This is a genomic window from Streptomyces sp. NPDC003635 (genome assembly GCF_053587635.1).
The window spans coordinates 95893-108877 of record NZ_JBSFOK010000021.1; the positions used below are offsets into that span (position 1 = coordinate 95893).

Sequence of the window (12985 nt, forward strand, 5' to 3'; positions counted from 1 at the left end):
GTGACCTCGGGGATGTCAGAGGGGGCGGGCACACTGAGGCCATGACCACCCGCCGCAGGAGTTGCCCCGAGTGTCGTCGTGAGATCGCCGTGGTGGCCGGGCGGTTCGCGCGGCACGATCCGCCCGGTGCGCGGGGGAGTGGGGAACTCGTGTCGTGTCCCGGGTCGCGACGGACGGCTGAACTGGGGGCCGCGCAGCCGTCGTTGGACGGGTATGTCGTGCCCGAGTTCCCCGGTCAGTTGCCGCTGTTCTGAGGTGTCGGGTTTTTCGGACACTTGCCACTGTTCCGAGACGGCGGCTTTTCGGTCAGTTGCTGCTGTTCTGACGGCGCCGGCTTCCCCGTCGGTCGCCGCCGTTCTGAAGGCGTCTGCTCAGTTGCCCGCCACCGACTTCACCGCCACCGTCACCGGTGCGGAGCCGCTGATCAGTTCCAGGGTCAGGCCGGCCGTGGCAGGGGTGTCGATCAGCTCCGCCAGTACGGCGGCCACGTCGTCGCGGGGGATCGGGCCGCGGCCCGTGTGGGCCTCCAGGCGGACCAGGCCGGTGCCCGCGTCGTCCGTCAGCATGCCGGGGCGCAGGATCGTCCAGTCCAGGGCGTCCAGGCCGCGGATGTGCTCGTCCGCCTCGCCCTTCGCCCGCAGATAGACGTCGAAGACCTCGCTGCCCTCCTGTTTGGCGTTCGCGCCCATCGACGACACGACCACGTACCGGCGTACGCCCGCCCGCACGGCCGCGTCCGCGAACAGGATCGCCGCGTCCTTGTCCACCGTCTCCTTGCGGGCCGCCCCGCTGCCCGGCCCCGCGCCCGCCGCGAAGACCGCCGCGTCCGCGCCCTGAAGATGCGCCGCGACCTCTTCCACCGTCGCCGACTCCAGGTTCAGCAGCACCGGTTCGGCGCCCGCCTCCCGCAGATCGTCGCCCTGTTCGGCGCGGCGGATGATGCCCGCGACCTCGTCCCCGCGCGCGGAGAGCAGCCGCTCCAGCCGCAGCGCGATCTGACCATGACCACCAGCGATGACAATGCGCATGTCTTCGACCGTACGCCCGGACGGCCGCATCCGCCGCACGAGTTCCCACGGTCCGCGCCGCGACCCAGGACGCCTCGTCGACAGGCCCGGCGGACGCGCTCCGACACGCGCCCGAACCCCGACGACACGACTTGCGTCCGTCCCCTCGGCCCGCCCGTCACCGCCCCACCCCCGCCCTCAGGAGACCTCCCCCCGCCCCTGCCGAGGCAGCCCCAACTCCACGGCCGCGGCGGAGTTGCAGTACTCCCGCACCGCGCTCGTCCGGGCCACCACGCGCCCCCGGTGCACCACGATCCGGCTGTACGCCAGCGACAGCGCCCCCGCCAGCCGCTCCCCGCGCACCGCCAGCAGGTCGGCGGGGAAGCCCGCCTCGACGCGGACCTCGGGCAGGCCCAGGACCGTCCGCGCCGCCGAACTCACCGTGCCGTAGGCGGCGTCGGGGCTCAGCCCGTACTGGGAAGCCAGCAGGTACGCCGCCTCCAACGGGTCGCCGCGCCCCACCGGGTTGGACACGTCCCGCAGTGCCCCGCTCCCGGCCGCCACGCGAACTCCGGCCGCGCGCAGCAGTCGTACCGGTGCCGTGCCCCGGCGGTCCACGCCCCCGCAGCCGCCCTGCGGCAGACACACCACCGTCACGCCGGCCGCGGCGAGTTGGTCCGCCGTGCGGGCCGCCGCGTCGGCCGGCAGGCGGCCGAGTCCGCCGCAGGGGCCGAGTGTCACGCCGGGGCGCAGTCCGCCCGCCATCGTCGCGAGCCGGGACAGCCGGGCCGGGTCGTCGGCGTCGGTGTGCAGGTCGACGGGGCAGCCGTGCTCGGAGGCCAGTTCCAGGACCGCCTCCACGTACCCCGTGGGGTCGGGGTCCAGGTCGGGACAGCCACCCACCACCGAGGCGCCCATCTTCAGGGCGTCCCGCAGTATCGCCAGCCCGTCCGCCCCGGCCACCCCCGTCAGCAGGCGGGGCATCGCCACCGCGGTCAGCTCGGTGAGCCCGCGCAGTGAGCGCCGGGCCCGCAGGACGGCGGCGAGGGCGCCGAGGCCCTGGACGTCGCCCACGCGTACGTGTGCCCGCAGCGCGGTCGCCCCGTGGCCGAGCTGGAGCAGGGCGGCCTCCGTCGCCCGGCGCTGGACGTCCTGGGGGTCGTACGAGACCGGGCCGTCGGCGTCGGCCGAGAGCGCGGTGTCGGCGTGGGCGTGCGGTTCGGCGGGGGCCGGGAGGAGGAGATAGCCGGTGAGGTCCACGCGCGCGCCACCCGCGCGCGTGCCGCCCGCCGCCAGGCTCCCCGCCGTGCCCACCGCCTCGATGCGCCCGCCGCCCAGCCGGACGTCCACGGCGCGGCCGTCGGTGAGGCGGGCCCCGCACAACAGCAGCGCGGCCGGATCGGACGGCACCGACGACTCGTGGGACGAGGACGAGTGGGGCGGCTGGGGCTGGCTGTCGGGCATCGCGCTCCAGGTGCTCGGTGCTCGGAACTGCGCGAAGGACAGCGAAGGACCGCGCGGAACCGCGCGGGGACGCAAGATCACGCAGAGTGAGTCGAGCCTAGGGCGGTGATCAGCTCGCGGCCGGGAGGAGCGCAATAGTCGTACCGGTGTGGTCCGTCGTGCGGCAGCCGTGCGGAGGGGCCGCGGCGGTGACCTGTGAGGCGCCCGGGAAGCCCGCCGGATCGGGGCGCCGCGGGGGCCGCGAAACGGATTTGGGTGAACGGCGGCGGACCGTGTAATGTCTTCATCGCTCGCCCCAATAGCTCAGTCGGCAGAGCGTCTCCATGGTAAGGAGAAGGTCAACGGTTCGATTCCGTTTTGGGGCTCTGGTGTGTGAGGTTCCCGTCGCGAGGCGGGATCCGATCGCATCACAGCGGTGTAGCTCAGTCGGTAGAGCAAGCGGCTCATAATCGCTGTGTCACCGGTTCAAGTCCGGTCACCGCTACTGACAGTAGCCGATTGCGGGGTCGGTCCTTCGATCGGCTACTCTTTCTTGCGTTAAATGTCCTATCCGTTCGTCAAGGAGCACTCACGTGGCTGCCACCGACGTCCGCCCGAAGATCACGCTGGCCTGCGTGGAGTGCAAGGAGCGGAACTACATCACCAAGAAGAACCGGCGTAACAACCCGGACCGTCTTGAGATGAAGAAGCACTGCCCGCGTTGCAACGCGCACACCGCGCACCGCGAGACGCGATAAATCAGGCTCGTACGCGAGGCCGTCCCCGTCACAGGGGGCGGCCTCGCGTCGTTTCGTCGGCCGGAACCGAGCGGTAACCCTCGGGCCGACTCCGGGAAACCACAGCAGACACCAGGAGGTGCCGAGCCCATGGCGCTCGACCAGTCCTTCGTCGGGCGGACCTATCCGCCCACCGACCCCTACGAGGTCGGCCGCGAGAAGATCCGTGAGTTCGCGGAGGCGGTGGGAGACGCCAACCCGGCGTACACGGACGCGGAGGCCGCCAAGGCGCTCGGCCACGCCGATGTGATCGCCCCGCCGACCTTCGTCTTCGCGATCACCTTCAAGGCGGCCGGACAGGTCATCGCCGACCCCCAGCTCGGCCTCGACTACAGCCGCGTGGTGCACGGCGACCAGAAGTTCGCCTACACCCGCCCGGTTCGCGCCGGGGACCGGCTCACGGTCACCTCGACCATCGAGGCGATCAAGTCCCTCGCGGGCAACGACATCCTGGACATCCGCGGCGAGGTCCACGACGAGGCGGGGGAGCACGTCGTGACCGCCTGGACGAAGCTGGTCTCCCGCGCGGCAGAGGAGGCGTGAACAACCCCATGACGGCGAAGATTTCGTACGGCGACGTCGAGGTCGGCACCGAGCTGCCCGCGCGGACGTTCCCTGTGACCCGGGCCACGCTCGTGCAGTACGCGGGCGCCTCGGGTGACTTCAACCCGATCCACTGGAACGAGAAGTTCGCCAAGGAGGTGGGCCTGCCGGACGTCATCGCGCACGGCATGTTCACCATGGCCGAGGCGATCCGCGTGGTGACCGACTGGACCGGCGACCCGGGCGCGGTCGTCGAGTACGGCGTCCGCTTCACCAAGCCCGTCGTCGTCCCGAACGACGACGAGGGCGCCACCATCGAGGTCAGCGGCAAGGTGGCGGCCAAGCTCGACGACAACACGGTCCGGGTGGACCTGACGGCGACCAGCGCCAGCCAGAAGGTGCTCGGGATGTCGCGGGCGGTCGTACGACTGGCGTGACGCCACGCGCGCGTGCGGCACCGTAGGGCGAAGTAAGGGGCGTTCTCCTTGGGGGAGCGCCCCTTACTGCTGCCTCCACCCCCCCGACCCCGCAGGCAGGAAGCCGGCGGGCCGCGGCCCCGCCTTCTCAGGCACCCCCGCAGAGCCGGCCCCGCACGAGGCTTCGGCGGCCCGCGAAGCCTCACCGGCCGGGGAGACCGAGGGCCGACCGGCACTCCCTTGACGTAGTTAGTGATTGAGTACTAACTTAGTCGCATGGTCAGGATGAGCGCAGAAGAGCGGCGCGAGAGCGTCATCCGCGCGGCGACCGCCGAGTTCGCCCGCGGTGGCTACCACGGCACGTCGACCGAGGCGATCGCCAAGCGGGTCGGGGTCTCGCAGCCGTATCTCTTCCGCCTCTTCCCGGGCAAGAAGGCGATCTTCCAGGCCGCGGCGCGGCGCTGTGTCGAGGACACCATCCGCACCTTCCGGGAGGCCTCCGCCGGACTGGAGGGCGAAGAGGCCCTGCACGCCATGGCGAACGCGTACACCAAGGTCATCGCCGAACACCCCGAGCGGCTGCTGATGCAGATGCAGCTGTACGTCGCCGTGGCCGCCGCCGAGGAGGAGGGCGATCACGAGTTCGGTGCCGCCGTGCGCGAGAACTGGATGGAGCTGTGGGACAGCGTCCACCTGCCGCTCGGGGCCGACATCAACGAGACGACGACCTTCATGGCGTACGGGATGCTCGTCAACTGCCTGGTGGCCATGGGATTCCCGCCCGAGCACCGGGTGTGGGAGGGGCTCTACCCCTCCGCCCGCGCGAAGGGTCGGCTCGAGCACTGAGCGAGTCGGAACACTGACAGGCCGAAGGGCGTACCCGCGCCTCTTCATGACCCTGAAACTTAGTCATCAATAACTAACCAAACCGCGTGATCACCCTCTGGGGGAGAGATGTCACAGCAGACCGCACCTCGCGGAGGACCCGTCTGGGCCCTCGTCATCACCAGCGTCGCCGGATTCATGGCGGCCCTCGACAACCTCGTCGTCACCACCGCGCTGCCCTCCATCCGGGAGGACCTGGGCGGAGGGCTGCACGACCTGGAGTGGACGGTGAGCGCCTACACGCTCACCTTCGCCGTCCTGCTGATGTTCGGCGCGGCGCTCGGCGACCGGTTCGGCCGTCGACGGCTCTTCCTCGTGGGGATCACGATCTTCACCGGCGCGTCCGCCGCCGCGGCCATGGCGCCCGGCATCGACTCCCTGATCGCCGCCCGCGCGGTGCAGGGCGTGGGCGCGGCGATCATGATGCCGCTGACGCTGACCCTGCTGACGGCCGCCGTGCCGGCCGCCAAGCGCGGGATGGCGTTCGGGATCTGGGGCGCGGTCAACGGCCTCGCCGTGGCCTCCGGGCCGCTCATCGGCGGCAGCCTCACCGAACACATCTCCTGGCAGTGGATCTTCTGGCTGAACGTTCCGCTGGGCCTGATCCTGCTCCCGCTCGCCCGCGTCCGCCTCGCCGAGTCCTTCGGCACCAGCACCCGGCTCGACCTCCCCGGCACCCTCCTCGCCAGCGGCGGCCTCTTCGGCATCGTCTACGGCCTGGTCCGCGGCCCGGCCGACGGCTGGACCGCCCCCCTGGTCCTGACCGGCCTGTTCGCCGGTGGCGCGCTGCTCGCCGCGTTCGTCCTCTACAGCACCCGCGCCAAGAACCCGATGCTCCCGATGCGGCTGTTCCGCTCCCGCGCCTTCTCCGGGATCAACGCCGCCAGCATGCTGATGTTCCTCGGCATGTTCGGCTCGATCTTCCTGCTCAGCCAGTACATGCAGGGCGTGCTCGGCTACTCGCCCACCGAGGCGGGCCTGCGGATGCTGCCGTGGACCGGTATGCCGATGCTGGTCGCGCCGATCGCCGGGATCCTCTCCGACCGGATCGGTGGCCGCCCGGTCGTCGCCACCGGTCTCTTCCTCCAGGCCGCGGGCCTCGGCTACCTGGCCTCGGTCATCACCGCGGACGCCTCCTACGGCGTCCAGCTGCCCGGTCTGGTCATCAGCGGCGTCGGCATGGCCCTGTTCTTCGCGCCGGCCTCGGCCCTGGTGATGTCCAGCGTCCGGGCCTCGGAGCAGGGCATCGCCTCCGGCGCCAACAACGCCCTGCGCGAGGTCGGTGGCGCGCTCGGCATCGCGATCATGTCGTCGATCTTCGCGGCCCAGGGCGGCTACGAGACGGGACAGACCTTCGTCGACGGGCTGAAGCCCGCCCTGGTGACCGGCGCCGCGCTGGTGGCCGTGGCCGGAATCGCGGCTCTGTGCATCCCGGGCCGACGGGCGACCGAGCGTATGGAGAGCCCCGAGGCGACGCAGGCGCCCGTGCTGGAAACCGCAGGACGGTGAGGAAACCGCAGGAAGCCGACCCCGCCGCAGGACGCTGAGGAGCACGCCATGCCCACTCTCCCCTGGACCGTTCCGAACACCCCTCCGCACGGCACCGAGGTGCATGTCTTCGCCTCCCGGTTCGAGACCCGCAGCCTCTGGGGCGCCCTGAGGTTCTTCGCCCGCACCCCGGGCGTGTGGCGGCAGGTCAGCCGGGCGCCGGGCGCCTACGGGGCCGCCCTCAAGGCACAGCCCCTGCGGCGGACCTTCTGGACCCTGTCCGCCTGGGAGTCGCCCGAAGCCCTCAAGACCTTCGCCCGCTCCGGCACCCACGCCCCGACCTCCCGGGGCCTGGCCCCTTTGATGCGGGACGCGAAGTTCGTCATCTGGACCGCGAAGAGCGAGGAACTCCCGGTCGACTGGGCGGAGGCCGCCCGCCGACTGACCTGAGCCCTTGGACGTCGTACGACCACGACCCCGAGTCCCGATGAAGTACGACACAACGGCCCCGCCCAGACCGGCGGGGCCGTTCTCGTACTCTTGAGCGCGTGCAGGAACTCCACGACGCCCCGCTCGCCCCGCTGACCACCTTCCGGCTGGGCGGACCGGCCACCCGGCTGGTCACCGCCACCACCGACGCCGAGGTGATCGCCGCCGTCCGGGAGGCCGACGCCGCCGGTACCCCCCTGCTGCTCATCGGCGGCGGATCGAACCTGGTCATCGGCGACAAGGGCTTCGACGGCACCGCGCTCGTCATCGCCACGAAGGGCTTCGAGCTCGTCGGCACCCGGCTGGAACTGGCCGCGGGCGAGGTCTGGACGGACTCCGTCGCCCGTACCGTCGAGGCCGGGCTCGCCGGGATCGAATGCCTGGCCGGTATCCCCGGCTCGGCGGGCGCGACCCCGATCCAGAACGTCGGGGCGTACGGCCAGGAGGTCTCCGCCACGATCACCGAGGTGATCGCGTACGACCGCCGCGCGGGCGAGACCGTCACCCTCACCAACGCCGAGTGCGACTTCTCCTACCGCCACAGCCGCTTCAAGGCCGACCCCGAGCGCTACGTCGTCCTGCGGGTCCGATTCGAGCTGGAGGACGCGGACGGGCTGTCGGCGCCGATCAAGTACGCGGAGACCGCCCGCGCCCTCGGCGTGGAGGCCGGCGACCGGGTACCGCTGGCCGCCGCGCGGGAGACCGTGCTGAAGCTCCGCGCGGGCAAGGGGATGGTCCTCGACCCCGAGGACCACGACACCTGGTCCGCCGGATCCTTCTTCACCAACCCGATCCTCACCGACGAGCAGTTCGCGGCCTTCCACGCGCGCGTGCGGGAACGGCTCGGCGACGGTGTGGAGCCGCCTGCCTACCCGGCGGGGGAGGGCCGCACCAAGACCTCGGCCGCCTGGCTCATCGACAAGGCGGGCTTCGCCAAGGGCTACGGCGACGGCCCCGCCCGCATCTCCACCAAGCACACCCTCGCGCTCACCAACCGCGGCGCGGCGACCACGGAGGACCTGCTGGCGCTCGCCCGCGAGGTCGTCGCCGGGGTCCGCGAGGCCTTCGGCGTGACGCTGGTCAACGAGCCGGTGACGGTCGGCGTCAGCCTGTAGGGCCCGCCAGGGCGGAATCCCCGTTGCGCGGCACGACGGCCGGACGGAACCCTGAACGCATGAGGGAACCCCTGTGCGGCTGAGGATGACCGAGTTCCGGCTCCGGACCGGGCCGTACGAACACCGTGTGGTCCAGCCGCGCACGCCGCTGCGCCACACCTCGCTGACCGCCCCCGAGCCCATCGGTCTGCTGCTCGGTGACCACGACGGCCTGAACCGGCTGGCCGGACTGTTCTCCTTCGCTGCCTGCTCGCGGCACACGATCGTCCACGTCCCGCTGCGCGACTCGGTCCCGCCCGACGAGGGCTGGGGCGAACGGGTCGACCTCGTGCTCGCCCATCACTCGCTCGGCCTGCGCCCCAGCCGGTGGCCCGGCATCCGCGGCGCCCTGCGCGCGGGCAGGCCGCTGACCGTCCGCACCGACGAGGCGCGGACCGCCCGGGACGCGAGGACCTGGCAGGCGCGACGGGACCGCGACGACCTGCGGCACGCCACCCACGCGCGGACGTTCTTCCTGTTCGGCAGCCGGGAGGTGTTCGCCGACGCCGCCCTCGGCTTCGCCCGCGCGGCGGGCTTCGGGCCGCTTCAGAAGCGCGTCGCCGACGGGCACTCGGTGCTGATGACCTCACTGCAACTGGTCCAGCCGCCCGGCGGCGGGCACCCCGTCGAGGTGCTGATCTGCTTCAAGCCCTATCCGCCGTACGCCCATTTCAGGCCACCGGGGCAGTCAGCCATTCGTCCACGCCGGCCAGCAGCCGCGCCTTGACCTCCTCCGGCGCCGCGGACGCCCGTACCGACTGCCGGGCCAGTTCCGCCAGTTCGGCGTCCGTGAAGGCGTGGTGGGTGCGCGCGATCTCGTACTGGGCCGCGAGACGGGATCCGAAGAGCAGGGGGTCGTCGGCGCCCAGGGCCAGTGGGACACCGGCCTCGAACAGCTTGCGCAGCGGGACGTCCGACGGTTTCTCGTAGACGCCCAGGGCCACGTTGGACGCCGGGCACACCTCGCACGTCACGCCCCGGTCGGCCAGGCGCTTCAGCAGCCGCGGGTCCTCCGCCGCGCGCACCCCGTGGCCGATCCGGTTCGCGTGCAGGTCGTCCAGGCAGTCGCGGACCGAGGCGGGACCGGTCAGCTCGCCCCCGTGGGGGGCCGACAGCAGCCCGCCGTCCCGGGCGATGTGAAAGGCGCGGTCGAAGTCCCGGGCCATGCCCCGCCGCTCGTCGTTGGAGAGCCCGAAGCCGACCACGCCCCGGTCCGCGTACCGCACCGCGAGCCGGGCCAGCGTGCGGGCGTCCAGCGGGTGCTTCATCCGGTTCGCGGCGACCAGGATCCGCATGCCCAGACCGGTCTCCCGGGAGGTCGTCTCCACCGCGTCCAGGATGATCTCCAGAGCGGGGATGAGCCCGCCGAGCCGGGGCGCGTACGACGTCGGGTCCACCTGGATCTCCAGCCAGCCCGAGCCGTCCTTCACGTCCTCCTCGGCGGCCTCGCGCACCAGGCGCTGGATGTCCTCGGGCTCCCGCACGCACGAGCGGGCCGCGTCGTACAGCCGCTGGAAGCGGAACCAGCCCCGCTCGTCCGTCGCCCGCAGCCTCGGCGGCTCCCCGCTCGTCAGGGCTTCCGTGAGCGCCTCGGGCAGGCGCACGCCGTACTTGTCGGCCAGTTCCAGGACGGTGCCGGACCGCATCGACCCGGTGAAGTGCAGGTGCAGATGGGCCTTCGGCAGCTCAGAGACATCACGTACACGCTCCATCCCAGGATCCTGCCGTACGCAACCGCCGTGCCGGTACCGCTTTCCCCGTTCGTGGTCTTGCTCGCACAAAGAAACAGGGCGCCCACGACAGGTCGTGGGCGCCCTGGGACGGCTTACCGGCTACTTGGCCTCCGCCAGCAGCTTCTGGATGCGCGAGACGCCCTCGACGAGGTCCTCGTCACCGAGCGCGTACGACAGCCGCAGATAGCCCGGGGTGCCGAAGGCCTCGCCCGGGACGACCGCGACCTCGGCCTCCTCCAGGATCAGCTCGGCCAGCTCCACGCTGCTCTGCGGGCGCTTGCCGCGGATCTCCTTGCCGAGCACGGCCTTCACCGACGGGTACGCGTAGAAGGCGCCCTCGGGCTCCGGGCAGACCACGCCGTCGATCTCGTTGAGCATCCGCACGATCGTCTTGCGGCGCCGGTCGAAGGCCTCGCGCATCTTCGCGACGGCGTCCAGGTCACCGGAGACGGCGGCGAGGGCGGCCACCTGCGCCACGTTCGAGACGTTGGACGTCGCGTGCGACTGGAGGTTGGTCGCGGCCTTCACCACGTCCTTCGGGCCGATGATCCAGCCGACCCGCCAGCCCGTCATGGCGTAGGTCTTCGCCACGCCGTTGACCACGACGCACTTGTCGCGCAGCTCGGGCAGCAGCCCCGGCAGGGAGACCGCGGAGGCGTCGCCGTAGACGAGGTGCTCGTAGATCTCGTCCGTCATCACCCACAGGCCGTGCTCCACGGCCCAGCGGCCGATGGCCTCGGTGTCCCGCTCGCTGTAGACCGCGCCGGTCGGGTTCGAGGGGGAGACGAAGAGGACGACCTTCGTCTTCTCCGTGCGCGCCGCCTCCAGCTGCTCGACCGAGACCCGGTAACCGGTCGTCTCGTCGGCGACGACCTCGACCGGGACACCGCCCGCGAGGCGGATCGACTCCGGGTACGTCGTCCAGTACGGCGCCGGGACGATGACCTCGTCGCCCGGGTCGAGGATCGCGGCGAAGGCCTCGTAGATCGCCTGCTTGCCGCCGTTGGTGACGAGGATCTGGGAGACGTCGGGCTCGTAGCCGGAGTCGCGCAGCGTCTTCGCGGCGATCGCGGCCTTCAGCTCGGGCAGACCGCCGGCCGGCGTGTAGCGGTGGTACTTCGGGTTCTTGCAGGCCTCGATGGCGGCCTCGACGATGTAGTCCGGGGTCGGGAAGTCGGGCTCACCGGCGCCGAAGCCGATCACCGGACGCCCGGCGGCCTTGAGGGCCTTGGCCTTGGCGTCCACGGCGAGGGTGGCGGACTCGGAGATCGCGCCGACTCGGGCGGAGACCCGGCGCTCGGTGGGAGGGGTTGCAGCGCTCATGGGTCCATCGTTTCAGACCGGAAACTCCCCCGGCACGCGGGTTTCACAGACTGAACAACGGCTGAACAACCGTCCGGATCCACCCCTCGAGCTGGGTGATCTTTCATCTCCAAGGCTCCTACGGGCACTTTCTGTTCGACGAGGGGCCCGAGACCACGTACACTCTCACCTCGTTGGCCTTCAGCAGCCCGCACTCGCACGGTGCACACCGAGCACCCGTCCGGATGCGGTACGTTGGGGGACACACAAAGGGTCGTAGCTCAATTGGTAGAGCACTGGTCTCCAAAACCAGCGGTTGGGGGTTCAAGTCCCTCCGGCCCTGCTACACACACCTTCGCCAGGATGTGTGCGCATGTACGTACAGCAATGCACCGCCGTGCGGCTCAGACCGGGCGCGGCACGGCCACGACCCGGAATCAGGTGAGGACGAGTGACGGACGCCGTGGGCTCCATCGACATGCCTGATGCCGAGGACGAGGCGCCGGATTCCAAGAAGAAGACCCGCAAGGGCGGTAAGCGCGCCAAGAAGGGTCCGCTGAAGCGTCTGGCCCTCTTCTACCGGCAGATCGTCGCCGAGCTTCGCAAGGTCGTCTGGCCGTCGCGCAGCCAGCTGACGACGTACACGACCGTGGTGATCGTCTTCGTGGTCATCATGATCGGCCTGGTGACCGTGATTGACTATGGGCTCGACCACGCCGCCAAGTACGTCTTCGGCTGAGCCAAGAGCGAAGGGCGCCGCGGTTACCGGCGCCCCTTTTCGCATGTTCCACCCCTATGTATCCAGGAAGAAGCAGCCACCGTGTCTGACCAGAACCTGAACGACGCCATCGAGCCCGACGAGACTGTCGAAGACGAGCTCGACATCGTCGAGGGCGCGGACGAGGACCTGGACGAGGTCGAGGCTGCCGACGAGGAGGCCGGCGAGCCCGCCGAGGAAGCCGCCCTGCACGTCGAGGACGAGGCCGAGGACGCCGAAGCCGAAGAGGCCGAGGAAGAGCCCGCCGAGCCGGTCGACCCCGTCGCCGCCCTGCGCGAGGAGCTGCGCACCCTGCCCGGCGAGTGGTACGTCATCCACACCTACGCCGGCTACGAGAACCGCGTGAAGACCAACCTGGAGCAGCGCGCCGTCTCGCTGAACGTCGAGGACTACATCTTCCAGGCCGAGGTGCCGCAGGAAGAGGTCGTCCAGATCAAGAACGGCGACCGCAAGACGATCCGCCAGAACAAGCTTCCCGGCTACGTCCTGGTGCGCATGGACCTGACGAACGAGTCCTGGGGCGTCGTCCGCAACACCCCCGGCGTCACCGGCTTCGTGGGCAACGCCTACGACCCGTACCCGCTGACCCTGGACGAGATCGTCAAGATGCTCGCCCCGGAGGCCGAGGAGAAGGCCGCCCGTGAGGCCGCCGAGGCCGAGGGCAAGCCGGCGCCGCAGCGCAAGGTCGAGGTCCAGGTGCTGGACTTCGAGGTCGGCGACTCGGTCACCGTCACCGACGGTCCGTTCGCCACGCTCCAGGCCACGATCAACGAGATCAACCCCGACTCCAAGAAGGTCAAGGGTCTGGTGGAGATCTTCGGTCGCGAGACCCCGGTCGAGCTGTCGTTCGACCAGATTCAGAAGAACTGAGGTTCTTCCCGGAAGAGCTTCCGACCAGGTCAGGCAGGCTGTATCAGCCCGCCTGACCTGCTCGGTTTTTGGCCGCGCAT

The 12985-nt window shown here is 70.9% G+C and carries 14 protein-coding genes, 3 tRNA genes and 1 pseudogene; 14 read left to right on the forward strand and 4 right to left on the reverse strand.

Features of this window, described 5'->3' with window-relative positions:
- The first annotated feature begins 41 nt into the window (after nt 1-41).
- Nucleotides 42-254 carry a hypothetical protein gene (locus ACWDRW_RS21045; RefSeq protein WP_451725242.1) on the forward strand — a complete coding sequence of 71 codons (213 nt, stop codon included), beginning with the start codon at nt 42-44 and terminating at the stop codon, nt 252-254.
- Nucleotides 255-371: 117 nt separating this feature from the next.
- On the opposite strand, the gene ACWDRW_RS21050 is transcribed toward ACWDRW_RS21045, so the two are convergent.
- Both ACWDRW_RS21050 and ACWDRW_RS21055 read right to left on the reverse strand, forming a co-directional pair.
- Complete coding sequence (locus ACWDRW_RS21050) at nt 372-1028, reverse strand: SDR family oxidoreductase (protein ID WP_451725243.1); 657 nt, start codon at nt 1026-1028, stop codon at nt 372-374.
- Between the two features lie 177 nt (nt 1029-1205).
- Nucleotides 1206-2471: an amidohydrolase family protein gene (locus ACWDRW_RS21055; RefSeq protein WP_451725245.1), complete on the reverse strand. Its 1266-nt coding sequence runs from the start codon at nt 2469-2471 to the stop codon at nt 1206-1208.
- A 292-nt stretch (nt 2472-2763) separates the two neighbouring features.
- On the opposite strand from ACWDRW_RS21055, the gene ACWDRW_RS21060 reads away from it, so the two are divergent.
- From ACWDRW_RS21060 to ACWDRW_RS21105, 10 genes and pseudogenes are all read left to right on the forward strand, one after another.
- Nucleotides 2764-2836: transfer RNA gene (locus ACWDRW_RS21060), tRNA-Thr, on the forward strand.
- A gap of 46 nt (nt 2837-2882) precedes the next feature.
- Nucleotides 2883-2955 (forward strand) — tRNA-Met (locus tag ACWDRW_RS21065).
- Nucleotides 2956-3043: 88 nt separating this feature from the next.
- On the forward strand, nt 3044-3208 hold the full coding sequence (gene rpmG / locus ACWDRW_RS21070) for a 50S ribosomal protein L33 (RefSeq protein WP_003948671.1): 165 nt from the start codon (nt 3044-3046) through the stop codon (nt 3206-3208).
- Nucleotides 3209-3337: 129 nt separating this feature from the next.
- Nucleotides 3338-3790, forward strand: a complete 453-nt coding sequence (locus ACWDRW_RS21075; RefSeq protein WP_451725246.1) for an FAS1-like dehydratase domain-containing protein — start codon at nt 3338-3340, stop codon at nt 3788-3790.
- 8 nt (nt 3791-3798) lie between these two features.
- Nucleotides 3799-4227 carry a MaoC family dehydratase gene (locus tag ACWDRW_RS21080; protein WP_451725247.1) on the forward strand — a complete coding sequence of 143 codons (429 nt, stop codon included), beginning with the start codon at nt 3799-3801 and terminating at the stop codon, nt 4225-4227.
- A 255-nt stretch (nt 4228-4482) separates the two neighbouring features.
- Nucleotides 4483-5052, forward strand: a complete 570-nt coding sequence (locus ACWDRW_RS21085) for a TetR/AcrR family transcriptional regulator (RefSeq protein WP_451725248.1) — start codon at nt 4483-4485, stop codon at nt 5050-5052.
- Nucleotides 5053-5160: 108 nt separating this feature from the next.
- The gene (locus ACWDRW_RS21090; RefSeq protein ID WP_451725249.1) at nt 5161-6600 is read left to right on the forward strand and encodes a DHA2 family efflux MFS transporter permease subunit; all 1440 of its coding nucleotides are present in this window, start codon (nt 5161-5163) and stop codon (nt 6598-6600) included.
- Between the two features lie 48 nt (nt 6601-6648).
- A complete protein-coding gene (locus ACWDRW_RS21095; protein ID WP_451725251.1) occupies nt 6649-7029 on the forward strand; it encodes a DUF3291 domain-containing protein in 381 nt (126 codons plus the stop codon).
- A 62-nt stretch (nt 7030-7091) separates the two neighbouring features.
- Nucleotides 7092-8183, forward strand: a pseudogene (locus tag ACWDRW_RS21100) (UDP-N-acetylmuramate dehydrogenase); the annotation flags it as partial.
- Between the two features lie 73 nt (nt 8184-8256).
- Complete coding sequence (locus ACWDRW_RS21105; protein WP_451725252.1) at nt 8257-8949, forward strand: hypothetical protein; 693 nt, start codon at nt 8257-8259, stop codon at nt 8947-8949.
- Here the strand turns inward: ACWDRW_RS21105 and ACWDRW_RS21110 are convergent.
- Both ACWDRW_RS21110 and ACWDRW_RS21115 read right to left on the reverse strand, forming a co-directional pair.
- Entirely contained in the window at nt 8894-9934 is a 1041-nt protein-coding gene (locus ACWDRW_RS21110; RefSeq protein ID WP_451725253.1) for an adenosine deaminase, read from the reverse strand. The two genes, ACWDRW_RS21105 and ACWDRW_RS21110, sit on opposite strands and share 56 nt — an antisense overlap.
- Nucleotides 9935-10054: 120 nt before the next feature.
- Nucleotides 10055-11278: a pyridoxal phosphate-dependent aminotransferase gene (locus ACWDRW_RS21115; protein ID WP_451725255.1), complete on the reverse strand. Its 1224-nt coding sequence runs from the start codon at nt 11276-11278 to the stop codon at nt 10055-10057.
- 249 nt (nt 11279-11527) lie between these two features.
- Between ACWDRW_RS21115 and ACWDRW_RS21120 the strand changes: the two genes are divergently transcribed.
- From ACWDRW_RS21120 to nusG, 3 genes are all read left to right on the forward strand, one after another.
- Nucleotides 11528-11600: transfer RNA gene (locus ACWDRW_RS21120), tRNA-Trp, on the forward strand.
- A gap of 108 nt (nt 11601-11708) precedes the next feature.
- A complete protein-coding gene (secE, locus tag ACWDRW_RS21125; RefSeq protein WP_269661052.1) occupies nt 11709-11996 on the forward strand; it encodes a preprotein translocase subunit SecE in 288 nt (95 codons plus the stop codon).
- A gap of 81 nt (nt 11997-12077) precedes the next feature.
- The gene (nusG, locus tag ACWDRW_RS21130; RefSeq protein WP_451725257.1) at nt 12078-12905 is read left to right on the forward strand and encodes a transcription termination/antitermination protein NusG; all 828 of its coding nucleotides are present in this window, start codon (nt 12078-12080) and stop codon (nt 12903-12905) included.
- The last annotated feature ends 80 nt before the right edge of the window (nt 12906-12985 follow it).